This window comes from Rathayibacter sp. VKM Ac-2759, assembly GCF_009834225.1.
Lineage (GTDB): Bacteria > Actinomycetota > Actinomycetes > Actinomycetales > Microbacteriaceae > Rathayibacter.
This window is the reverse complement of record NZ_CP047176.1, coordinates 2,074,126-2,094,363: the sequence shown is the minus strand read 5'-3', so window position 1 is coordinate 2,094,363 and position 20,238 is coordinate 2,074,126. Positions and strand designations below refer to the sequence as shown.

The window sequence follows — 20,238 nt, the reverse complement described above, 5'->3', positions numbered from 1 at the left end:
GGTCAGTCGGCCTGGGCGACGGCGTCCTCGATCGGGACGTCGCCGGAGACGAGCTCCCAGGTGCGGCCGATCGAGGAGGGGTCGGCGAGCACGGCCATGACGGTCGCGGCGACGTCGTCGCGGGGGATGCTCCCGCGCTCCACGGTCTCGCCGAGGGCGATCCGGCCCGTGCCGTCGTCGGTCGTGAGGGCGCCGGGGCGCAGGATCGTCCACTCGAGATCCGTGGCGCGCAGAGCCGTGTCGGCATCGCGCTTCGCCTCGACGTAGGCGCGCCAGCCCTCCTCGGTGTCGTCGGCGAGCGGGTCGTCGACTCCGATCGCGCTGATCTGGACGAAACGGCTGATACCGGCCAGGGCGGCCGCCTCCTGGCTGAGGACGGAGGCGCCGAGATCGACGGTGCGCTTGCGCTCGACTCCGGAGTCGGGGCCCGCTCCCGCGGTGAAGACGAGAGCATCGACGCCCTCGAGGGCCGCGGCGAACTCGGCAGCGCTCGAGGACTCGAGGTCGTGCACGAGCGGCTCGCTCCCGAGCCGGATGATGTCCTCGGCGTGGTCCGGATTGCGGACGACTCCGACGGACTCGTGTCCGGCGTCGTACAGCAGGTGCAGGATCCGCTGGCCGATCTTGCCGTGGGCTCCGATGACGGCGACGCGTGTCATGGGTGGTTCCTCTCGTCGAGGGGGCTCATGGCCCCTGTTCCGGTCCTCCCATCCTGCCGGTCGCAGGTGGGAGGAGTGTCAGGCCGCGAGGCGGTCGTCGCGGCCGGTGATCGCGAGCAGGCGCCTCTGCAGCGGAGCGTCGCCGTCTACCGCCACGGGCTGCGCGTACAGGCCGCTGGCCCGCAGCGTCGCCTCCTGGGGCGCGAACAGCTCCCAGACGGCTGCGACGAGCTCGTCGTCGAGGCGCTCGTCGCTCCCGGTCGCGCGGGCGAGGTCCCACGCGTGGATCGTCACGTCCGACACCTGCTCGCGCACGAGCTCGAGGGCCGTGACCGTGTCGCGGCCGATCCTGAGCACGGCGGCGGGGTCGACCGCGCGGGCGGCCTCGCGGGCGCGGTCGGTGACCCGGCGCCACTCGCTGCGGAGATCGGCCGCGACCGGCTCGAGGCGGATGGGCGATTCGTCGCCCCCGGTGAGCAGGGTGTGCGCCCGCTGCTGCTCGCGCACGACGTGCAGCACGAGCGCCCTGGTGTCCCACTCGGTGTCGGGGGTGGGTGCCGACCAGTCGGCGACCAGGGCCAGGCGGATCTCGAACGCGGTGTGGGCGCGCTCCTGCAGGTCGAGCCAGCGGCTCATCTCGTCGGTGCTCGTGTCGCGGGTGGTCGTGTCGTCATCGGCGGTGGGGGAGTCGGGCTGCTCGTGCGTCATGTCTTCTCCGGAGCGTCGTCGTGGGTGCTCGGGTCAACCTCAGGGGTCCCCTCGTCATTCCCTCCGAGGGAGGGCACCGGGATGTCGGAGGTGCGTGCGACCATCGAGGGAGGGCGCGAGTCGAGCGATCAGGACGGTACGTGAGCAAACAGGACGGCACGGGGCGGCAGGTCACCACCGAGCCCTTCGACGACCCCCGCGCGAGCATCCTCCACATCGACATGGACGCGTTCTTCGCCTCGGTCGAGCTCCTCGAGCACCCGGAGCTCCGCGGGCTGCCGGTCATCGTCGGCCATCACGGCGCCCGCTCGGTGGTCACGGCCGCCACGTACGAGGCGCGGCGCTACGGAGTGAACTCGGCGATGCCGATGGCGGTCGCCCTCCGCCGCTGCCCGCGGGCGATCGTGCTCGAGCCGCACATGGACCGCTACCGCGACGCGTCGCGGCGGGTGATGGCGATCTTCGACTCCTTCACGCCGCTCGTCGAGCGCCTCAGCATCGACGAGGCGTTCCTCGACGTGGCCGGCGCCCGCCGCATCTCCGGCTCGCCGTTCGCCATCGGCACGGCGATCCGCGCACAGGTCCTCTCCGAGCTCGGCCTGACCTGCTCGGTCGGCATCGCGAGCACCAAGTTCGTCGCCAAGCTGGCCTCGAGCCGCTCCAAGCCCGACGGGCTGCTCGTCGTCCCCTCCGACGGCGTGCAGGCGTTCCTCGACCCGCTGCCGGTGAGCGCGCTCTGGGGCGTCGGCGCGAGCACCGAGGAGGCGCTGCTGCGGCGAGGCCTGCGCACGGTCGCCGACGTCGCCGCGACTCCGCTGCCGGTGCTCGTCTCCTCGCTCGGCGAGGCGACGGGGCGCAGGCTGCACGCGCTCTCCCGCGGAGTCGACCCGCGCTCGGTCGACACCCGCCAGGTCGAGAAGAGCGCCGGCCACGAGATCACCTTCGCCGACGACGTCGCCGACCCCGAGCTGGTGCGGCGCGAGCTGCTGCGCCTGTGCGACAAGGTGGCGGTGCGCCTGCGCCGCGGGGGCGTGCGCTGCCGCACGGTCGCCGTGAAGGTCCGCTTCGGCGACTTCACCACGCTCACCCGCTCGCGGACCCTCACCGAGCCGAGCGATGTCGCCCGGGTGCTCTACGAGGCGTCCTCGGCACTGCTCGAGTCGGCCAATCCGCTCCGCCGGCCCGTGAGGCTCATCGGCGTCCGCGGCGAGCAGCTCGTCGAGGGCGACGAGGTCGCGTTCTCGCTGTGGAGCGACTCCGACGACTGGCGCGATGCTGAGCTGGCGGTCGACGGGGTCTCGGCCCGGTTCGGCACCGGAGCCGTCCGACCGGCGTCGCTGATCTCGAAGTCCGCGCCCGAGTCGGCGAAGGGCATCGATCTCAGCGACACGCTCGCTACGCGGAACCGATCGTCAGACTGATCGGCCGGTGGTCGGAGCCGTTCCCGGGCAGCACCCGCAGCGTCGCCGCCGGGATCCCGTCCGCCAGCGCGTGATCGAGCGAGACCACCGGCAGGAGCGAGGGCCAGGTGGCGGGGAAGCCCGGGCCGGAGCTGCGGACGAGGCCGGCCTGCGCCAGGACCGGCGCGAGCAGGTGGTCGTCGGTCGCGGTGTTGAAGTCGCCGACGACGACCGTCCGATCGGAGGCGTCCTCGGCGAGGGCCGACGCGAGCCCGCCGAGCATGGTGTCGCGCTCCTCGTGGTCGCCGAGCCGGAAGGAGGCGAGGTGCACGACGAAGAGGCGGGTCGGGCCCAGCGGAGTGTCGATGTCGACCGCGAGTGCGCGGTCCCAGCCGAGGCCGAGATCGAGCGCACCGCCGTCCGAGAGCGCGGTGCGACTCCAGACGCCGACCGTGCCGACGACGTACGAGTACGGGTACTGCTCGGCCAGCTCGTCGTCGACCACCGACCGGGCGTCGCCGTCGAGCTCCTGGAGGGCGATGGCATCGGGGTCGCTCGCCGCCAGTTCGGCGACGAGCCCCGCCGCGTCGGCACCGCTCGCGGCGATGTTCTGGCTGACGACGGTGAAGCGCCCCGAGCGCACCTCGGGCGCGGGCAGGGCGACGGGGAGCACCAGCACGCCGTAGACCATGACGAGCACGGTGACCGCCGCACCCGCCGCGCGCGAGCGCAGCGCGATCGCACCCGAGACGAGAAGCAGGACGAGCAGTCCGGTCCACGGGATCCCCGTCTCGACGACGGACAGCCAGCCGGCGGCCTCGGGGAGCGCCCGGTGGAACGCCAGGAACGCCGCCAGAGCGGCACTCGCTCCGATCACGACGCCCGCGCGAGCGGGTCGGCGGCGGCGGGGACGCGGGGACATCCGACGAGTATGGCCGCTGACGCAGGGCCGGGGGTGGGGGAGTCCTGTGCGAGTCGGAGCGTCGCTTGTCGCCCTCGAGAGCCGCGGAGTAGCGTTCGGGCATGCCCAACATCGCCGTCTCCCTGGCCGACTCCGTCACCTCCGCGGGTGCCGCGACGATCTACGGAGAGCCGGTGACGGTCGACGGCGTGTCGCTCGTGCCCGTCGCCCTGCGCTGGTTCGGCTTCGGCGGCGGCAGCGGCTCCGAGGACGGCCAGGAGGGCGGCGGCGGAGGAGGCGGCGGAGCCGTCATCCCGATCGGCGCCTACATCAAGGACGACCTGGGCCTCCGCTTCCAGCCGAACGTCGTCTCGGTCCTCGCCGTCGGCATCCCCTTCGTCTGGGTCACCGGCAAGGCGCTCGCCCGCATCATCCGCGCCCTCAAGAAGTAGGCGGCGGGCGGCTCAGCGCCTCCGCTGCTGCCGCGCCGTGAACCACTTCTTCTGCGTGCGTCCGAATCCGACGATCAGGCGCTCGGTGTCGTCCGGTCGGCGCGGATCGTAGATCACCGCGACCGGCTCACCCGCCATCCAGGCGTCTCCCCGGCGCTGCGGGACCTTCAGCGCCCGGCGCTCCTCGCCGTCCGCGAGGCGGTAGGCGACCAGCAGCCGCCCGAGTTCCGTCGCCGCCGTCCGGTCCCCCCGGGCGGGGTCGTGCGCGAGCACCCGCCCCGTCACGCGGGTGCCGTAGGTGAGCAGCTCGCGCCGGATGCGCCGACGGCGCTGCCAGAGCAGGACCTGCAGGAACACCAGCAGGATCACCGCGAGCACGACGACCACCGACCACGACATGCTGTCTATGATTGCTGACGAACACGGGAGTCCGGTGCACCGGACTGAGAGGAAGGCACGCAGCCTTCGACCGTCGAACCTGATCTGGGTCATGCCAGCGAAGGAACGTTTCGATCTCCTCTTCCTACCCGTGCCCTCCATTCGCTTCCACGAAAGGGCACGTCAGTGCAGAACTCAGCCGCGCAGAACTCAGCGCTCTCCACCTCCTCATCGGGCCGTCCCGGCCGCGTCCTCCGTTGGCGGGTCGTCGACATCGTCATCGCCAGCGTCGTCGCGGTCGCCAGCGGCATCGTCTTCTGGGCCTGGGGCCTCGCGACGAACGTCCTCGGCATCGCCTTCGACTTCCTCCCCGGCCTCGGCGGGATCCTCGGCGGCGGCTGGCTCTTCGCCGGCGTCCTCGGCGGTCTGATCATCCGCAAGCCCGGTGCCGCACTCTTCACCGAGCTGCTCGCCGCCCTGGTCTCCGGGCTGATCGGCACCCAGTGGGGCTTCTTCGTCCTGCTGTCCGGTCTGGTCCAGGGGCTCGGAGCCGAGATCGTCTTCGCGCTCTTCCTCTACCGCAGCGGCCGTCCGCTCGTCGCGATGCTGGCGGGGGCCGCCTCCGGTCTCGCGCTCGCGATCAACGATCTGATCGTCTACTACGCCGGGGTCGACGGGCTCTTCGCGACCGTCTACGTCGTCTCGTCGATCGTCTCCGGAGTCGTGCTCGCGGGTCTCCTGCCGTGGTTCGCGGTCCGCTCGCTCGCCGCCTCCGGAGCGCTCGATCGCTTCGCGTCGGGCAGAGAGGGCCGGGTCGTCGAGGGAGTGGGCGCGAGCGGCCGATGACGGGTGCCTCGGTCCGGGCGCGCGGGTGGAGCTGGCGTCACGCCGGCCGCTCCCGCACCGCGGTGACCGGCCTCGACCTCTCGGTCGAGCCGGGCGAGCGCGTCCTGCTGCTCGGTCCCTCCGGTGCCGGGAAGAGCACGCTCCTGCACGCGCTCGCCGGGGTCCTCGGCGGAGAGGAGGACGGCGCCTCCGCCGGCGAGCTGAGCATCGACGGCCGGTCTCCGCTCGAGAGCCGCGGGAGCGCGGGGCTCGTGCTGCAGGATCCCGACACTCAGGCGGTCCTCGCCCGGGTCGGCGACGACGTCGGGTTCGCCTGCGAGAACCTCGGAGTCCAGCGCGAGAGGATCGCGGAGCGCGTGCGCCTCGCGCTCGAGGACGTGGGCCTGGAGGTCGCGCTCGATCACTCCACCTCGGCGCTCTCGGGCGGGCAGAAGCAGCGCCTCGCGCTCGCAGGAGTGCTCGCCATGCAGCCGCGGCTCCTCCTCCTCGACGAGCCGACGGCCAACCTCGACCCGGCGGGGGTGCGCGAGGTGCGCGCCGCCGTCGAGCGCAGCACGGCGCGGTCGGGCGCCACGCTCGTGGTCGTCGAGCACCGGGTCGACGTCTGGGTCGACCTCGTCGATCGCATCGTCCTGCTCGGATCCGACGGCGCGGTCATCGCGGACGGCGACCCGTGGACGGTCCTCGTCGAGGCGCACGAGGTCCTCGTCGCGGCCGGGGTGTGGGTGCCGGGTGAGGTCCCCGTGCGTGTCACCGCGGGCGGCGGACCCGCATCGACAGCTCTGAGCACGCGCGATCTCGCCGTCGGGAGGCCCGTCCTCGGCCGGCGCCGCCCGGTGCCCGTCGTGTCCGGGCTCGACCTCGAGATCGCCGCCGGCCGGGTGGCCGCGGTGCTCGGGCCCAACGGCGCGGGGAAGTCCACGCTCGCGCTCACCCTCGCCGGCCTGCTGCCGCCCGTGGCGGGCGAGGTCGTCGCGGCGGCGGCGGTCAGTCGCGGGGCCTCGCCGCATCCGCACCGCTGGAGCTCGGCCCAGCTCGCCGACCGGGTGGCGATGGTCTTCCAGGAGCCGGAGCACCAGTTCCTCACCGCCCGCGTGCGCCAGGAGCTCTCGCTCGGCGCGCGCGACGACGACGAGCGGCGACGCGCGGAGGAGCTGCTCGAGCGGCTGGGTCTCGCGGCGCTGGCCGACGCGAATCCCTTCACCCTCTCGGGCGGTGAGAAGCGCCGGCTCGCCGTGGCGTCGGCGCTGGTCCGTCGCCCGTCCGTCGTCGTGCTCGACGAGCCGACCTTCGGCCAGGACCGCCTCACCTGGCAGGTCGTGGTCGATCTGCTGGCCGAGCTGCGCGACGACGGCCGAGCCGTGCTCGCGGTCACCCACGACGAGCACCTCGTCGCGGCTCTGGCCGACGAGACCGTCCTGATCGGCGAGCCGGCCGGGGCCGAGCGGTGACGCTCCTCGACGCGGTTCCCGCCCGCGGGCCGATCGCCCGCGCCAATCCGGTCGCGAAGCTCCTGGCGAGCCTGGTGATCGCCCTCGTCCTCGTTCTCACCGTCGACACGGTGTCTGCCGCGACCGCCCTCGTCCTCGAGCTGCTGGTGCTGCCGTTCGCAGGCCTCCGCCCCGGCGAGCTCCTCCGCCGGACCTCGCCGCTCTGGATCGCCGCGCCCCTCGCCGGCGTCACCACGGTCCTCTACGGGCGGGACGAGGGGAGCGTCCTCGCCCAGTTCCTCTTCATCAGCGTCACGGAGGGGTCTCTCGCGCTGGGTGCGGCGATCGCGCTGAGAGTGCTCGCCATCGGCCTGCCGAGCGTGGTCCTGATCGCGACCACCGATCCGACCGACCTGGCAGACGGACTCGCCCAGATCCTCCGTCTGCCCTCCCGCTTCGTGCTGGGCGGCCTGGCGGGCATGCGGCTGGTCGGCCTGCTGGTCGAGGACTGGCGCACTCTCGCGATGGCGCGGCGCGCGCGGGGTCTGGCCGACGGCCGGGGCCCGGTGCACGCGGTGCGGAGCCTCGTCTCGCGCGCCTTCTCGCTGCTCGTCCTCGCGATCCGGCGGGGGAGCAGGCTCGCCACCGCGATGGAGGCGAAGGGTTTCGGGTCGGACACGCCCCGCACCTGGGCTCGCGAGTCCAGGCTCGCTCCCGGGGATCTGCTGCTCGTCCTCGGCGGGGTCGTCATCGCGGCCCTCGCTGTCGTGGCCGCAGTGCTCGCGGGGACCTGGAGCTTCCTCCTCGATGTCTGAGCGGGCCGGAGTCATCAGGGCTCTCGCGCGCCGGGTCGTCGACGACCGGGTGCGGACGCTCCTGATCGACGGGCCGAGCGGGTCGGGCAAGTCGACCTTCGCCGGCGACCTCCTCCGCGCGATCCGATCGACCACGCGGGCACCGAAGGCGGCGCTGGTGCGCATGGACGACCTCTACCCGGGCTGGTCGGGACTCGATCGCGCCGTCGACTCCAGTCACCGTGAGCTCGTCCGCCCGCACGCGCTCGGTCTGACGGCGCACTGGCGGCCCTGGAACTGGGCGGCGGGGACGACCGCCGGATCACGCCGGGTGACGGCTCCGCTCCTCCTGCTCGAGGGCTGCGGCGCGGCGGGCCGGGCGAACCGTGCCCACGCCGATCTCACCGTGTGGGTCGAGGCGGGGGAGCAGGAGCGCCGCGCTCGCGCACTCGCCCGCGACGGTGCCCTGTTCGAGCCGCACTGGGACGACTGGGACGAGCAGTTCCGACGCTACTGCGCCCGCGAGGAGCCGAGAGAGGGCGCGGATCTGGTGGTCGACACGGGTTCCGCTGCGACGAGTCAGGCCCAGCCGAGCTCGTGGAGCCGGTCGTCGTCGATGCCGTAGAAGTGGGCGATCTCGTGGACGAGGGTGACGTGGATCTCGTCGCGCAGCTCGTCGAGGTCGTCGCACGCCGCGAGGTGCGGCTCGCGGAACAGGATGATCCGGTCGGGCATCTCGCCGAAGCCGTAGCGCTCGCGCTCGGTGAGGGCGACGCCGTCGTAGAGGCCGAGGAGGTCGAGGGAGCCGTCCTCGGGACGGTCCTCGACGACGAAGACGACGTTGTCGAGCCCGTCGACCATGTCGTCGGGCAGGGCGTCGAGCTCGGCGACGACGAGTGCCTCGAAGGCGGCTTCGTCCAGCTGGAGCACGCTCGCACCTCTCTCCTTGCCGATAGCACGAAGGGCCGGGAGTCCTGCGACTCCGGGCCCTTCGCACAGGTCCCCGGCTCTCGCCGAGGTGCCCGTGCTCCGTGTGCACCGTCCGGTGCATCCTGGCGACTGGGGTGAGTAACGGGGCTCGAACCCGCGACCTCCTAGACCACAACCAGGCGCTCTGCCAACTGAGCTATACCCACCAGGATCGTGATCCGCGGGGTGACCCCCGCGAAGCAACTGTACGAGAGTACTACATCCGTGACGCGAACTCGTCCACGACGGCGGCCGAGACGGCCTGCACCTCGGCGGTGGTCGGGCCGGGCTCCGCGATGAACGCGGCCCTGCGGTAGTAGCGCAGCTCGCGGATGCTCTCGAGGATGTCGGCGAGGGCGCGGTGGCCGCCGTGCTTGGCCGGAGCGTTGAAGTAGACGCGCGGGAACCAGCGGCGGGCGAGCTCCTTGACGGTCGAGACGTCGACGTTGCGGTAGTGGAGGTGGGAGTCGAGCTTGGGCATGTACTTGACCAGGAAGGCGCGGTCTGTGCCGATGGAGTTGCCGGCGAGCGGCGCGTGCTGCTCGGAGGGGACGTGCTTCAGCACGTACTCGAGCACCTCGTACTCGGCCTCGGCCACTCCGACACCGGAGGGGATCTCCTCGAGGAGCCCGGACGTCTCGTGCATGGTGCGCACGAAGTCGCCCATGTTCGCCAGCGCGGAGTCGCTGGGCTTGATCACGATCGACAGGCCCTCGTCGAGGGGCTCGAGGTCGAAGTCGGTGACGACGACGGCGATCTCGACGAGCTCGTCGACGCCGAGGTCGAGCCCCGTCATCTCGCAGTCGATCCAGACAAGACGATCGGGGGCGCTACTCATGTCAGAAGTGTATCGGCGACCGCCGACAGGCCCCCCGGGGGCGGCGATCGTGCGGCGCCGCCTCCTACAATCGGACCTCGTGATGACGCTCGTCTGCTGGATCCTGATCGCCAACGCCGTGTGGAACGCGGTGGTCTGGCCGCCGTTCCTCCGCCGGGTCCGCAAGGACCCTCGCGCCCGCGACGCTAACGGGAACGCGACGACGTTCCTCCGGGTGCACACGGTCCTCATCGGGATCTCGCTCCTGCTGGCCGCGGTCTCGCTGGTCGTCGGCGTTCTCGGGCTCGTCCGAGGCGCCTGACGCCACTCCGGATCGGAGGCCCGCCGCGTCGGGATCCTCTCCTCTGCGGCCCGCCCGGTATCCTCGTTCTCCGACGCCCCCGTAGCTCAGCGGATAGAGCAGGAGCCTTCTAATCTCTTGGCCGCAGGTTCGATTCCTGCCGGGGGCACCCCATCCGGAGACCGCCGGACGCTGGTGCCGCGTCCGATCCACGGCGCAAAGTCACCTAACACATCTCGAATATCGAGGCAACATCGGCGTGTTTCCGAGCATCGGCGTCTTGAGTGTGTGCCAGGCACCTAGTCTTGAGGTGTCCGGAATTACAACGACGTAAGGAACGGAGGTACGACCATGCTGCTCCTCGCCATCCTCGGTGGAATCGCCGTTGCGTGGACGATCGTCGCGGCGCCCCTCGCCGTGCTGGTCGGCCGAGTGGCGCGTGCACGCGATGCACACGTCTAGGCGTACAACCCGCACCATCCGCACCACGGAGAAGGCCCCTACCGCACCAGCGGTAGGGGCCTTCTCTGCGTTCCGGGACGGTCAGTCCGCGCTGCGCGGGGCGGTGGCGCTCTGCGGCGGGTCCGTCGGCTCCTCGCGCGACTCGTCGTTCGAGGCCGCCGGCGCCGACTCGACCGGGGGCAGCTCCTCCACGGGACGCTCCCGCGAGGGAACCTCGAGACGGTCCACGTCGTCGAGAAGTCGGCGCGTTTCGTCGTGCGATGCGCCGGTGGGCGCGGGCGGCAGGACGATCGTGGGCGTCGACGGGCGCTGGTAGGAGGTGTCGGTCGCGTCGTCGGAGCCGCCGATGATCACGGGGCCTGCCGAGGCGGCGGGCTGCGCGGTCACGGCCGGAGCGGCGACGCGGGCCGCCGGGGCGGCCTCGGCCGTGGAGGAGTCCGCACCGGGCGCCGCGGGGGTCTCGGGGCGCGAGGTCTCGGAGAAGCGCCAGCGCTCGAGATCGGCGAGGAACGCCTTGCGGGCGCGGTTCGGCTTGTCGCGCCACTGCACGAGGCGGTCGCGGAACTCGCCGATGCTCGCCTGGGTCTGGTAGCCGCCGGTCGAGGACGTGTGCTTGAGCTCGGCGAGCTCGTGCGCCGCCCAGTTGGCCGCCACTCCGGAGCCCTTGATCGGGAGCAGGCGGAGGTGCGTCTCGGCCTGCGCCGACGCGCGGTCGCTCATGATGCGCTCCGACTGCGTGAGCACGTTCCACGCGGAGGCGTCGACCGCGGCGTCGATGAGGGTCGCGATCACCGCGTTCTTGCGCTCGTGCTCCTGCTGACGGATCAGCCGCGCGATCGCGCCGCGGAAGACCGCGGCCGTCACGACCACTCCGATCACCACGGCGAGCAGGACGATGACCGCGAGGAACACCGACCGGTGCCCGTCGGTCGTCTGGATCCAGGTCACGAACTCGTTCCACCACTGCATGAGCCGAACGTTAGCCCGCACCGGTTCGGGCGCCCGCGTGCCGCGCCGACCGCGGGACGATCGGCGCGGAGCGGGGGCTCAGGCGACGCGGAAGACCTCGATCGCGTCGTCGACGCTCCAGAACTCGCCGATCTCGGCGCCGGAGGGCATCCCGTCGCGCAGGAGCCGCGCGCGGAATCTCTCGCCCCGCGGATCGTCGACCAGCTCGATGTGGCCGACGATCGCGCCGGAGGACGTGGTGACCCGCCAGAGGCGGCCGTTCACCCGGGTCAGCGTGGGCGGGACGCGGGTGGCGTGCAAGGTGGACAGGGACATGGGTACCTCCTGCTCGAGTGCTCGGCGCACCCCGCGGCCGAGTGCCTTCGCAGACTACGAGCGACCACCGACATTCCCTGAGGCCGGCTCAGAGGCCGGTGCCGTGCACCGCGAACTCCTCGATCGCCTCGATCTCCTCGGGGCTGAGGGGGCCCGCGTCGAGGGCGGCGACGTTCTGCTCCAGCTGGCCGACACTGGACGCCCCGATGACCGCGCTCGTGACGGCGGGGGTGCGCAGCACCCAGCTCAGGGCGAGCTGGGCCACCGACTGCCCGCGGTCCTGCGCGATCGCCGCGAGACCCCGGACGCGGTCGAGGTAGACCTGGTCGATGCGGTCGGAGGAGAGGAAGCTCGAGGTCGCGGCGCGCGAGTCCTCCGGGACGCTGCCGTCGAGGTAGCGGTCGGTGAGCAGGCCCTGAGCGAGCGGCGAGAACACGATGCAGCCCGCTCCGACCTCCTCGAGGACGGGGAAGAGGCCGTCCTCGATGTGCCGGTCGAACATGGAGTAGCGGGGCTGGTGGATCAGCAGCGGCACGCCGGTCGCGGCGAGGGCGGCCTGCGCGGCGCGGGTCTGCTCCGGGTCGTAGTTCGAGATGCCGACGTAGAGCGCCTTGCCCTGCTGGACGGCGGAGGCGAGAGCGCCCATCGTCTCCTCGATCGGGGTCGAGGGGTCGGGTCGGTGCGAGTAGAAGACGTCGACGTAGTCGACGCCGAGGCGCAGGAGGCTCTGATCGAGCGAGGAGAGCAGGTACTTGCGCGAGCCTCCGTCGCCGTAGGGGCCGGGCCACATGTCGTAGCCCGCCTTGGAGGAGAGGACGATCTCGTCGCGGTAGGGCCGGAAGTCCTCGGCGAAGATCCGCCCGAACGCGGTCTCGGCCGCGCCGTACGGCGGGCCGTAGTTGTTCGCGAGATCGAAGTGCGTGATCCCGAGGTCGAAGGCGCGGCGCAGGATCGCGCGCTGGGTGTCGAGGGGGCGGTCGGAACCGAAGTTGTGCCACAGTCCGAGCGAGAGGGCGGGCAGCTGCAGCCCGCTCCGTCCCACTCGTCGGTAGTCCATGCGGTCGTAGCGGTCGGAGGCGGCGTCATAGCTCACCCGTGGACTCTATTCCAGGCCCTCCTCCGCGCGGAATGCGCAGGGGACGCGGGGTGTTGACTCGAGTGACGCGACCGGCGCCCCGGCTGCGTCGCTGCGACAGGAAGTGAGTCACACGCAATGCGCACATTCGTACTCGCCGGAGGATGCTTCTGGTGTCTCGACGCCGTCTACCGCGTCCTCGACGGCGTGACCGACGTCGTCTCCGGCTACACCGGCGGAGACACGCCGAACCCCTCGTACGAGGCCGTCTGCACGGGCCGCACCGGACACGCCGAGGCGGTCGCCGTGACGTTCGACCCCGATGTCATCCCCGAGTCGGTCGTCCTCGACGTCTTCTTCACGCTGCACGACCCGCGCCAGCTCAACCGCCAGGGCAACGACGTCGGCACCCAGTACCGCTCGGCGATGTACTACTCGAGCGACGAGGAGAAGGAGCTCTTCGAGACCGCCCGCGACCGCGCCGCCGAGTGGTGGGACGGCCCGATCGTCACCGAGATCTCGCCGCTGGGCGTCTACTTCGAGGCGGAGGACTACCACCAGGACTTCTTCGCCAAGAACCCCGGCCAGGGCTACTGCCTCGCCGTCGCGCTGCCGAAGGTGAACAAGATCCGCAAGTCCTACTCGAAGTACATCACCGCGTCCTAGCGCTCCTCCCCAGAAGCGATCAGCACCGCGTCCTCCCCAGAACGGCCCGCACTCCCCACGGAGGCGGGCCGTTCGTCGTGACACTGTCCCCGCGGCGCCCGACCGGTACCAGCCCCCTCCGGCCGGGCGCCGCCCGATCGCGACCGCGATCACCGACGAGAGGACACGACCATGACCGACACCCTGACCGTCATCGGAGTCATCGGCACCGACCCGCGCAGCATCGACACGGCGAACGGCACGGCGATGACCACCTTCCGCCTGGCGTCCACCCAGCGGCGCTACGACCGCACGGCCCAGCGCTGGGTCGACGGCGCGACCAACTGGTACACCGTGAACGCCTTCAACGCCCTCGCCGGCAACGCGCTCGGCTCGCTGGCCCGCGGCGACCGCATCATCGTCACCGGGCGGCTCACCGTCCGGGCGTGGGAGGCGGGCGGCAAGACGGGCACCGATGTCGCGGTGAACGCCGACGGGATCGGACACGACCTCGCCTGGGGCACGACCAGCCTCAGCAAGACGGTGGGCAGGGCGTCGTCTCCCGCCGCTCCGACCGCCGCACCCGCGTGGAGCGAGAGCACTCCTCCCGAGACCGCCGCGGAGACCGGCGGCGACTGGGGAGCCGTGGCTCCCGGCTCGGCCCTCGAGCTCGCGGAGCCGTCGTTAGAATCGGTCGACACCCCGTTCTGAGATCCGCTCGCGAGCGTCCGCGGACGGCGTGTCCGGCACGAGATCCGCTGCCGCCGGGAGGAGCCCAGTGACGACACGGACCACGATGCGCGCCGCTCTCGCACGGGGCGCGCTCGTCCTCGGGTCGGTCGCCCTCCTCGCCGGCTGCACGAGCCCCGACGCTCCCGCGCCGTCCGTCCCGCCGACGGCGGCGGCGGCCGAGCCCAGTGCCTCCGAGGCCGCCCCCGCGCCCGTCGCCCTCGTCCCCGGGGGGACCGCGGAGGAGAACCGGGCGTTCTTCGAGCAGGTCGTCACCGGTGTCGTCGGCTCCGACGCCTCGGCCCCCGGGCGCAGCGTCGTGGACGCACTCGTCGCGAACGGCTTCGCGAAGGAGTCGATGCAGCTGACGGCCGACGAGACCTCGGTCGGCCTCGAGGCCGACTCCGTCCAGGTGTCGGTCAAGATGTCCGACGCCTGCCTCATCGGCCAGTACGGACCCAAGAGCGGGGGAGTGCACGTCGTCGTCGCGGCTCCGATCGCGACGGGCGCCTGCCTCATCGGCCAGACCGTCTCTCTCGAGGGCTGACCCGCTCCGCGCCCCCCAGCCGGTATCCTCGAACGGGCCCCCGGCCATCGACTCCGCCGCTCGATCGAGCGGTACGGCGGTCGACGCACGGCGTCATCCGGCCGAGGCCCTCCCGATCCACGGGACCTGCCCGGCCCAGAGCGGGGCACCGAGAACGTACGAGCGGTTGAGGACTGAAGTGGCTGAATACATTTACTCGATGGTGCGCGCCCGCAAGGCGGTCGGCGACAAGCTGATCCTGGACGACGTCACCATGTCGTTCCTGCCCGGCGCGAAGATCGGCGTGGTCGGCCCCAACGGCGCCGGCAAGTCGACGATCCTCAAGATCATGGCGGGGCTCGACACCCCCAGCAACGGCGAGGCGCGACTGAGCCCCGGCTACTCCGTCGGCATCCTCATGCAGGAGCCGGAGCTCGACGAGACGAAGACCGTGCTCGAGAACGTCCAGGAGGGCGTCGGCGAGATCAAGGGCAAGATCGACCGCTTCAACGAGATCTCGCTGGCGATGGCCGACCCCGACGCCGACTTCGACACGCTCCTGGCCGAGATGGGCACCCTGCAGGAGGCCATCGACGCCGCCGACGCGTGGGACCTCGACTCGCAGCTCGAGCAGGCGATGGACGCGCTGCGCACGCCGCCGGGCGACTCCCTCGTCACCAACCTCTCCGGAGGCGAGAAGCGCCGCGTGGCGCTGACCAAGCTGCTCCTGCAGAAGCCCGACCTGCTGCTCCTCGACGAGCCCACCAACCACCTCGACGCCGAGAGCGTGCTCTGGCTCGAGCAGTTCCTGTCGAAGTACCCCGGCGCCGTCCTCGCCGTCACCCACGACCGGTACTTCCTCGACAACGTCGCGGAGTGGATCGCCGAGGTCGACCGCGGCCACCTGTACCCGTACGAGGGCAACTACTCCACCTACCTCGAGAAGAAGCGCGCGCGCCTCGAGGTGCAGGGCAAGAAGGACGCGAAGCTCGCCAAGCGCCTCACGACCGAGCTCGAGTGGGTCCGCAGCAACGCGAAGGGCCGGCAGGCCAAGTCGAAGGCGCGCCTCGCCCGCTACGAGGAGATGGCGTCGGAGGCCGAGAAGACGCGCGTGCTCGACTTCGAGGAGATCGTCATCCCCGTCGGTCCCCGCCTCGGCTCCCAGGTCATCGACGCGAAGAAGCTCCACAAGGCGTTCGGCGAGCGCGTGCTCATCGAGGACCTCAGCTTCACCCTCCCGCGCAACGGCATCGTCGGCGTCATCGGCCCGAACGGCGTCGGCAAGACCACGCTCTTCAAGACGATCGTGGGCTTCGAGCCCCTCGACTCCGGCGACCTCAAGATCGGCGAGACGGTCGACATCTCGTACGTCGACCAGAGCCGCGGCGGCATCGACCCGAACAAGAACCTGTGGGAGGTCGTCTCGGACGGCCACGACTACATCACGGTCGGCAAGACCGAGATCCCCTCGCGCGCCTACGTCTCGCAGTTCGGCTTCAAGGGGCCCGACCAGCAGAAGAAGGCCGGAGTGCTCTCGGGTGGTGAGCGCAACCGCCTCAACCTCGCGCTGACCCTCAAGCAGGGCGGCAACCTGCTCCTGCTCGACGAGCCCACCAACGACCTCGACGTCGAGACGCTCGGCAGCCTCGAGAACGCGCTCCTCGAGTTCCCCGGCTGCGCCGTGGTGATCACCCACGATCGCTGGTTCCTCGACCGGATCGCGACCCACATCCTCTCCTACGAGGGCACCGAGGAGGACCCGGCCAACTGGTACTGGTTCGAGGGCAACTTCGAGGCGTACGAGGAGAACAAGATCGAGCGCCTCGGCCCCGACGCCGCGAAGCCGCACCGCTCGGCCTACCGCAAGCTGACGCGCGACTGATGCGCCTGCACGTCGCCATCCCGCTGCGCTGGTCGGACTTCGACGCCTACGCGCACGTCAACAACGCCGAGATGCTGCGCCTGCTCGAGGAGGCGCGCATCCAGGCGTTCTGGGCGCCCGACTCCCCGGAGGCGGGCGGGATGGCGACGGCGGTGCTCGACGCGAGACCGGGCGCCCGCACGATCAGTCTCATCGCGCGGCAGGAGATCGAGTACCTGGCGCCGATCCCGTACATGCGCGCACCGCTCGACATCGAGCTGTGGATCGGGCGCATCGGCGGGGCGAGCCTCGAGGTCTGCTACGAGCTCTACTCGCCCGCCGGCGTCGCTCCGCGCGTGCTCTACACGAAGGCGGCGACCACGCTCGTCATGGTCACCGCCGCGACCGGGCGGCCCGAGCGCATCCCGGAGGAGCTCCGCGCCGTCTGGGCGCCGTACGTCGACGAGCCCGTCGCGTTCTCGAAGCGCGGCTGACCCGGCGCGCTCCGGGCCCGGCGCTCGTTCGTCGTCCCTCCGGCTCGAAGAATGCCGTCCGGCTCGCTGGATCGACCGGATCCGGCGAGCCGAGCGCGCTTCTCCGAGCCGGACGGGCCGCCGCAGCACCTCCGGCTCGCGGAGACCGCTTCGGCTCGTGGGATCCGCGGCTCTCTGCGAGCCGAACGCGACTCGACGAGCCGAACGCGATTCGACGAGCCGAACGTCATTCGACGAGCCGACAATCGACGAGCCCCGTGCGCTTCTGCGAGCCCGAGATCCTCCGGACGCCGCAGGTCACCGCGGGACGCGCACCATGCCCTCCTGGGCGACGCTCGCGACCAGGACGCCGTCGCGCGAGTAGATGCGCCCCAGCGACAGGCCGCGCCCGCCCGAGGCGCTCGGCGCCTCCTGCACGTAGAGAAGCCACTCGTCGACGCGGGCCGGGCGGTGCCACCACATGGCGTGGTCGAGGCTCGCGATGCGCAGCCCCGGCGTGATCCAGGCCGCACCGTGGCGGCGCAGCGTCGACTCGAGGATCGTGTAGTCGCTCGCGTAGGCGAGGGCCGCGCGGTGCAGCATCGGGTCGTCGGGCAGGGGGCCCAGAGCGCGCATCCACACGCTCTGGTGCGCGACCCGCTCGGGGTCGGCGCGGAGGTAGACGGGCTGCTCGACATGCCGCACGTCGAATGGGCGCTGCGTGGCCCAGAAGCTGCCGACGGGGTGGTCGACGCCCGCGAGCACCTCGGCGGTGCTGGGCAGCGACTCCGGATCGGGGACTCCCTCGGGCATCGGCGTCTGGTGGTCGAGCCCCTCGTCGTCGGTCTGGAACGACGCGATCATCGAGAGGATCGGCGCGCCGTTCTGGTACGCCTGCGTGCGCCGGGTGCAGAACGACCGGCCGTCGTGGATCCGGTCGACCGAGAACGTGATCGGCAGGCTCACGTCTCCGGGGCGGAGGAAGTAGCCGTGCATCGAGTGGACACCGTGGTCGTCGCCGACGGTGCGGCCGGCGGCGATCAGCGACTGCGCGAGCACCTGGCCACCGAAGACGCGTCCCTCGGGCATCCACTGCGACGGGCCCGTGAAGATGTCCTCGCTGGTGCGGGCCCCCGTGTCGGTCAGATCGAGGGCGGCGAGGAACGAGGACAGGGGATCGGGCACGGTACCTCCGGGGTGTCGACCTGCCGGGAGGGCGGGCCTCGGGGTAAGTTTATCGACGCGATGAGTGCGTCCTTCTCGCTTGCAGATCCACCCAGCCTGTCCGATCTGCGGGTCTTCCTCGGCAGGTCCGCCCGAGTCGACGACGGCGCCGTCCGGCTGCTCGCACAGGATCGGATCCTGGCCGCCTACACCGCGATCCTGCAGCCGCGCGGGATCCTCGACCGCTCGTCGACGGTGCTCGGCCTCCGGGTGTTCGCACTCGACGAGCCCGCCGCGTTCGACCGCGTCGTCCCCATCCGCGCGCTCTCGGACCGGCTCGCCCGCCTGCAGTGGGAGCCGGGAGGCGCCGACGGCAAGCCGGTGCCGCTGCCCGACGGCGACGACGCGACCGCGGGCGCCTGGGCCGGCATCGCGCCTCCCCGCGGCGGCTGGCTGCGGCGCGAGCCCGTCGATCCGGCGTTCCTCGAGCGGGTGGCGCGCGACGGGATCGACGAGATCGCCGCGGCCGTCGGCTCCGAGACCGGCGAGCAGATCGTCTCGCGTGTGCGCTCCTCGGTCTGGGGCCGCCCGCTGGACGGTCTCGAGGACGTGCCCGCCGGTGCCGCCTTCGCGCTCTTCGCGCTCGGCTTCCTCGATCCCGCCGATCCGGTGGCCCTGCTCGAGAGCGGGCCGTGGCGACGGCTCACCTCCAAGCGCGGTCACGTGCTGGTGCGCACCCCGGCCTGAGTCGCCCGGAGAAGGACCGCGTCACTCCTCGAAGGTGTTCACCATGGCGTGGGCGGCGCGCTCGAGGTAGTCCCAGAGCATCGCGTCGTCGGCGGGCGAGAGCTCGAGCTCGTCGACCGCCGTGCGCATGTGCTGGAGCCAGTGGTCGCGCGCCTCCGGGTTGATGTGGAAGGGCTGGTGCCGCATCCGCAGTCGCGGGTGGCCGCGCTCCTGGCTGTAGGTGGTCGGGCCGCCCCAGTACTGCTCCAGGAAGCCGGTGAGCCGCTGGATCGCGCCCTCGAGGTCGTGCTCGGGGTACATCGGCCAGAGGACCGCGTCCTCGCGGACCCCTTCGTAGAAGCGGCGGACGAGGCGCTCGAAGGTCGGGCGGCCGCCGAGGTGCTCCCAGAAGCTGCGCATCGGAGGCGTCCCGCCGATCTGCAGGCCGGTCACGAGCGCGGTCCCTGCTTCGGCGCGTCCGTGCCGCCGTCCGCGGGCCGTGGCGGGCCGGCGTCCGCGGGCCGCGGGTCCTTCTGCCTCCGCAGAGCCCGGGGGAGTCGCACCGGCTTGCCGTGCTCGGTGGTGACGGTCGGCGACGGGGTCGTGCGGGGGCCCTTGGCGCCTCCCACGCTCGCCGCGCCCTCGAAGCCGCTGAGGACGACCGCGGAGAGCGACGGCAGCTTCACGTCGAGCGCGTCCAGCGCCCGCTTGAGGCGGACCTTGAGCTCGCGGGCCACGTCGTCCTTGGCCGTCGTCCGGGTCTTCAGCACCAGGCGGACGACGAGCGCGTCGTCCGCGATCGACTCCAGCCCCCACAGCTCGGGCTTGTCGATGATGCGAGCGCGCCACCGGCTGCTCGCCGCGAGCTCGTTCGCGGTCTGCAGGATCGAGGACTGCACCGTCTCGAGATCGGTCTCGTAGGGCACGGCGAGGTCGATGATCACCCGCGACCAGCCCTGCGACATGTTGCCGACCCGGATGATCTCGCCGTTGCGGACGAACCACAGCGTGCCGTTCACATCGCGGATCTGGGTGATGCGGACTCCCACCGACTCGACGACTCCCGTGGCCTGGCCGGTGTCGACGACGTCTCCGACGCCGAGCTGGTCCTCCGCCACCATGAACAGCCCGTTCAGCACGTCCTTGACGATGTTCTGGGCGCCGAAGCCGAGCCCGGCGCCGAGCGCGGCGGTGAGCAGGGCGAACGAGCCGATGAGGTCGGGGCTGATGGCGCCGACGAGCATCACGAGAGCGATGATCACGATCAGGATCGACGAGATGTTGTTGAGGATCGAGCCGAGGGTGCGCGTGCGCTGCACGACGCGGACGGCGGCCAGGGGCGACGCCGCGATCGCCTGTGTGTCCTCGACGCGCTGGCGCTTCTTGACGCCGGACACGACCTGGTCGACGACGCGGCCGATCACGAAGTGCGCGATCACACGGACGACGAGGGCGCCGATGACGATGCTCAGCACCTGGACGATGGTCCAGAAGACATCGGAGTCGAAGAACGACATCGTGGCGGCGACGGGATCGGGGGTGGAGGTCTCGAGAAGCAGCATGACTCGTCCAGGCTACGGGACCGCAACTGCGGGACCGGCGGGCGGTGGCCCACTTCGGGGCCCTCTCGCACCGCCC

General features: G+C 71.7%; 25 protein-coding genes, 2 tRNA genes and 1 riboswitch. Of the genes, 14 read left to right on the top strand and 13 right to left on the bottom strand.

Translation table 11 applies throughout. The annotated features are described in order from the left end of the window. Positions 1-2 precede the first annotated feature (2 nt). Entirely contained in the window at positions 3-659 is a 657-nt protein-coding gene (locus tag GSU68_RS09635; RefSeq protein WP_159907720.1) for an SDR family oxidoreductase, read from the bottom strand. 78 nt (positions 660-737) lie between these two features. Then, on the bottom strand, positions 738-1,367 hold the full coding sequence (locus tag GSU68_RS09630; protein WP_244259230.1) for a TIGR03086 family metal-binding protein: 630 nt from the start codon (positions 1,365-1,367) through the stop codon (positions 738-740). A gap of 140 nt (positions 1,368-1,507) precedes the next feature. Between GSU68_RS09630 and dinB the strand changes: the two genes are divergently transcribed. Then, positions 1,508-2,788 carry a DNA polymerase IV gene (dinB, locus tag GSU68_RS09625; RefSeq protein WP_159907717.1) on the top strand — a complete coding sequence of 427 codons (1,281 nt, stop codon included), beginning with the start codon at positions 1,508-1,510 and terminating at the stop codon, positions 2,786-2,788. On the opposite strand, the gene GSU68_RS09620 is transcribed toward dinB, so the two are convergent. Further along, positions 2,763-3,689, bottom strand: coding sequence for an endonuclease/exonuclease/phosphatase family protein (locus tag GSU68_RS09620; protein ID WP_159907703.1), 927 nt, complete (start codon positions 3,687-3,689; stop codon positions 2,763-2,765). The two genes, dinB and GSU68_RS09620, sit on opposite strands and share 26 nt — an antisense overlap. A gap of 101 nt (positions 3,690-3,790) precedes the next feature. Here GSU68_RS09620 and GSU68_RS09615 point away from each other — a divergent pair, with 101 nt between their 5' ends. Beyond that, positions 3,791-4,120 (top strand): hypothetical protein, encoded by a 330-nt coding sequence (locus GSU68_RS09615; RefSeq protein WP_159907701.1) that lies wholly within the window; start codon positions 3,791-3,793, stop codon positions 4,118-4,120. Positions 4,121-4,132: 12 nt separating this feature from the next. On the opposite strand, the gene GSU68_RS09610 is transcribed toward GSU68_RS09615, so the two are convergent. Beyond that, positions 4,133-4,519 (bottom strand): DUF3592 domain-containing protein, encoded by a 387-nt coding sequence (locus GSU68_RS09610; RefSeq protein WP_159907699.1) that lies wholly within the window; start codon positions 4,517-4,519, stop codon positions 4,133-4,135. A gap of 14 nt (positions 4,520-4,533) precedes the next feature. After that, positions 4,534-4,642, top strand: a riboswitch (TPP riboswitch). Between the two features lie 42 nt (positions 4,643-4,684). Between GSU68_RS09610 and GSU68_RS09605 the strand changes: the two genes are divergently transcribed. From GSU68_RS09605 to GSU68_RS09590, 4 genes are read left to right on the top strand one after another with little or no spacing between them, the layout of a single operon-like run. Next, a complete protein-coding gene (locus tag GSU68_RS09605) occupies positions 4,685-5,344 on the top strand; it encodes an ECF transporter S component (protein WP_159907697.1) in 660 nt (219 codons plus the stop codon). Then, a complete protein-coding gene (locus tag GSU68_RS09600; protein ID WP_159907695.1) occupies positions 5,341-6,795 on the top strand; it encodes an ATP-binding cassette domain-containing protein in 1,455 nt (484 codons plus the stop codon). Before GSU68_RS09605 ends, GSU68_RS09600 begins: the two co-directional genes overlap by 4 nt. Beyond that, positions 6,792-7,589 carry an energy-coupling factor transporter transmembrane component T gene (locus GSU68_RS09595; RefSeq protein WP_159907693.1) on the top strand — a complete coding sequence of 266 codons (798 nt, stop codon included), beginning with the start codon at positions 6,792-6,794 and terminating at the stop codon, positions 7,587-7,589. Before GSU68_RS09600 ends, GSU68_RS09595 begins: the two co-directional genes overlap by 4 nt. Beyond that, the gene (locus tag GSU68_RS09590; RefSeq protein ID WP_159907691.1) at positions 7,582-8,193 is read left to right on the top strand and encodes a hypothetical protein; all 612 of its coding nucleotides are present in this window, start codon (positions 7,582-7,584) and stop codon (positions 8,191-8,193) included. The genes GSU68_RS09595 and GSU68_RS09590 overlap by 8 nt, the downstream gene beginning before the upstream one ends. On the opposite strand, the gene GSU68_RS09585 is transcribed toward GSU68_RS09590, so the two are convergent. The 3 genes from GSU68_RS09585 to orn all read right to left on the bottom strand — a co-directional run bounded on the left by GSU68_RS09585 (position 8,148) and on the right by orn (position 9,375). Further along, positions 8,148-8,498, bottom strand: a complete 351-nt coding sequence (locus GSU68_RS09585; RefSeq protein ID WP_159907689.1) for a metallopeptidase family protein — start codon at positions 8,496-8,498, stop codon at positions 8,148-8,150. The genes GSU68_RS09590 and GSU68_RS09585 overlap by 46 nt on opposite strands. Before the next feature lie 130 nt (positions 8,499-8,628). Beyond that, positions 8,629-8,704: transfer RNA gene (locus GSU68_RS09580), tRNA-His, on the bottom strand. Between the two features lie 50 nt (positions 8,705-8,754). Next, positions 8,755-9,375: an oligoribonuclease gene (gene orn / locus GSU68_RS09575; RefSeq protein WP_159907687.1), complete on the bottom strand. Its 621-nt coding sequence runs from the start codon at positions 9,373-9,375 to the stop codon at positions 8,755-8,757. A gap of 82 nt (positions 9,376-9,457) precedes the next feature. Between orn and GSU68_RS09570 the strand changes: the two genes are divergently transcribed. Together GSU68_RS09570 and GSU68_RS09565 are read left to right on the top strand one after the other, a co-directional pair. Further along, entirely contained in the window at positions 9,458-9,676 is a 219-nt protein-coding gene (locus tag GSU68_RS09570; protein WP_159910227.1) for a hypothetical protein, read from the top strand. Between the two features lie 75 nt (positions 9,677-9,751). Next, positions 9,752-9,824, top strand: a tRNA-Arg gene (locus GSU68_RS09565). 374 nt (positions 9,825-10,198) lie between these two features. On the opposite strand, the gene GSU68_RS09560 is transcribed toward GSU68_RS09565, so the two are convergent. From GSU68_RS09560 to GSU68_RS09550, 3 genes are all read right to left on the bottom strand, one after another. Beyond that, complete coding sequence (locus tag GSU68_RS09560; RefSeq protein ID WP_159907685.1) at positions 10,199-11,086, bottom strand: hypothetical protein; 888 nt, start codon at positions 11,084-11,086, stop codon at positions 10,199-10,201. Positions 11,087-11,164: 78 nt separating this feature from the next. Next, complete coding sequence (locus GSU68_RS09555; RefSeq protein ID WP_159907682.1) at positions 11,165-11,401, bottom strand: hypothetical protein; 237 nt, start codon at positions 11,399-11,401, stop codon at positions 11,165-11,167. Positions 11,402-11,489: 88 nt separating this feature from the next. Then, on the bottom strand, positions 11,490-12,494 hold the full coding sequence (locus tag GSU68_RS09550) for an aldo/keto reductase (protein WP_159907680.1): 1,005 nt from the start codon (positions 12,492-12,494) through the stop codon (positions 11,490-11,492). 120 nt (positions 12,495-12,614) lie between these two features. Here GSU68_RS09550 and msrA point away from each other — a divergent pair, with 120 nt between their 5' ends. The 5 genes from msrA (at position 12,615) to GSU68_RS09525 (ending at position 16,731) form a co-directional block, all read left to right on the top strand. Next, positions 12,615-13,142 (top strand): peptide-methionine (S)-S-oxide reductase MsrA, encoded by a 528-nt coding sequence (gene msrA / locus GSU68_RS09545; RefSeq protein ID WP_159907678.1) that lies wholly within the window; start codon positions 12,615-12,617, stop codon positions 13,140-13,142. A gap of 171 nt (positions 13,143-13,313) precedes the next feature. Then, positions 13,314-13,832, top strand: coding sequence for a single-stranded DNA-binding protein (locus GSU68_RS09540; RefSeq protein WP_159907675.1), 519 nt, complete (start codon positions 13,314-13,316; stop codon positions 13,830-13,832). A 67-nt stretch (positions 13,833-13,899) separates the two neighbouring features. Then, positions 13,900-14,397: a hypothetical protein gene (locus GSU68_RS09535; protein ID WP_159907673.1), complete on the top strand. Its 498-nt coding sequence runs from the start codon at positions 13,900-13,902 to the stop codon at positions 14,395-14,397. 178 nt (positions 14,398-14,575) lie between these two features. Then, on the top strand, positions 14,576-16,258 hold the full coding sequence (gene ettA, locus GSU68_RS09530) for an energy-dependent translational throttle protein EttA (protein ID WP_159907671.1): 1,683 nt from the start codon (positions 14,576-14,578) through the stop codon (positions 16,256-16,258). Beyond that, a complete protein-coding gene (locus tag GSU68_RS09525; RefSeq protein WP_159907668.1) occupies positions 16,258-16,731 on the top strand; it encodes a thioesterase family protein in 474 nt (157 codons plus the stop codon). The genes ettA and GSU68_RS09525 overlap by 1 nt, the downstream gene beginning before the upstream one ends. A 297-nt stretch (positions 16,732-17,028) precedes the next feature. Here the strand turns inward: GSU68_RS09525 and GSU68_RS09520 are convergent, their stop codons facing one another. After that, entirely contained in the window at positions 17,029-17,895 is an 867-nt protein-coding gene (locus tag GSU68_RS09520) for an acyl-CoA thioesterase II (RefSeq protein WP_244259229.1), read from the bottom strand. Positions 17,896-17,955: 60 nt separating this feature from the next. Here GSU68_RS09520 and GSU68_RS09515 point away from each other — a divergent pair, with 60 nt between their 5' ends. Beyond that, the gene (locus GSU68_RS09515; RefSeq protein WP_159907666.1) at positions 17,956-18,621 is read left to right on the top strand and encodes a hypothetical protein; all 666 of its coding nucleotides are present in this window, start codon (positions 17,956-17,958) and stop codon (positions 18,619-18,621) included. 21 nt (positions 18,622-18,642) lie between these two features. Here GSU68_RS09515 and GSU68_RS09510 read toward each other — a convergent pair whose 3' ends face one another. Together GSU68_RS09510 and GSU68_RS09505 are read right to left on the bottom strand one after the other, a co-directional pair. Further along, positions 18,643-19,020: a globin gene (locus GSU68_RS09510; RefSeq protein WP_159910225.1), complete on the bottom strand. Its 378-nt coding sequence runs from the start codon at positions 19,018-19,020 to the stop codon at positions 18,643-18,645. Positions 19,021-19,049: 29 nt separating this feature from the next. Beyond that, on the bottom strand, positions 19,050-20,162 hold the full coding sequence (locus GSU68_RS09505) for a mechanosensitive ion channel family protein (RefSeq protein WP_167305281.1): 1,113 nt from the start codon (positions 20,160-20,162) through the stop codon (positions 19,050-19,052). Positions 20,163-20,238: the final 76 nt, after the last annotated feature.

Bases quoted from the DNA above. Each gene is read 5' to 3' on its own strand.
- GSU68_RS09635 (WP_159907720.1), bottom strand. From the start codon at position 659: ATGACACGCGTCGCCGTCATCGGAGCCCACGGCAAGATCGGCCAGCGG.
- GSU68_RS09630 (WP_244259230.1), bottom strand. From the start codon at position 1,367: ATGACGCACGAGCAGCCCGACTCCCCCACCGCCGATGACGACACGACC.
- GSU68_RS09620 (WP_159907703.1), bottom strand. From the start codon at position 3,689: ATGTCCCCGCGTCCCCGCCGCCGCCGACCCGCTCGCGCGGGCGTCGTG.
- GSU68_RS09615 (WP_159907701.1), top strand. From the start codon at position 3,791: ATGCCCAACATCGCCGTCTCCCTGGCCGACTCCGTCACCTCCGCGGGT.
- GSU68_RS09610 (WP_159907699.1), bottom strand. From the start codon at position 4,519: ATGTCGTGGTCGGTGGTCGTCGTGCTCGCGGTGATCCTGCTGGTGTTC.
- GSU68_RS09600 (WP_159907695.1), top strand. From the start codon at position 5,341: ATGACGGGTGCCTCGGTCCGGGCGCGCGGGTGGAGCTGGCGTCACGCC.
- GSU68_RS09590 (WP_159907691.1), top strand. From the start codon at position 7,582: ATGTCTGAGCGGGCCGGAGTCATCAGGGCTCTCGCGCGCCGGGTCGTC.
- orn (WP_159907687.1), bottom strand. From the start codon at position 9,375: ATGAGTAGCGCCCCCGATCGTCTTGTCTGGATCGACTGCGAGATGACG.
- GSU68_RS09570 (WP_159910227.1), top strand. From the start codon at position 9,458: ATGACGCTCGTCTGCTGGATCCTGATCGCCAACGCCGTGTGGAACGCG.
- GSU68_RS09560 (WP_159907685.1), bottom strand. From the start codon at position 11,086: ATGCAGTGGTGGAACGAGTTCGTGACCTGGATCCAGACGACCGACGGG.
- GSU68_RS09555 (WP_159907682.1), bottom strand. From the start codon at position 11,401: ATGTCCCTGTCCACCTTGCACGCCACCCGCGTCCCGCCCACGCTGACC.
- msrA (WP_159907678.1), top strand. From the start codon at position 12,615: ATGCGCACATTCGTACTCGCCGGAGGATGCTTCTGGTGTCTCGACGCC.
- GSU68_RS09540 (WP_159907675.1), top strand. From the start codon at position 13,314: ATGACCGACACCCTGACCGTCATCGGAGTCATCGGCACCGACCCGCGC.
- GSU68_RS09525 (WP_159907668.1), top strand. From the start codon at position 16,258: ATGCGCCTGCACGTCGCCATCCCGCTGCGCTGGTCGGACTTCGACGCC.
- GSU68_RS09515 (WP_159907666.1), top strand. From the start codon at position 17,956: ATGAGTGCGTCCTTCTCGCTTGCAGATCCACCCAGCCTGTCCGATCTG.
- GSU68_RS09510 (WP_159910225.1), bottom strand. From the start codon at position 19,020: ATGCGCAGCTTCTGGGAGCACCTCGGCGGCCGCCCGACCTTCGAGCGC.
- GSU68_RS09505 (WP_167305281.1), bottom strand. From the start codon at position 20,162: ATGCTGCTTCTCGAGACCTCCACCCCCGATCCCGTCGCCGCCACGATG.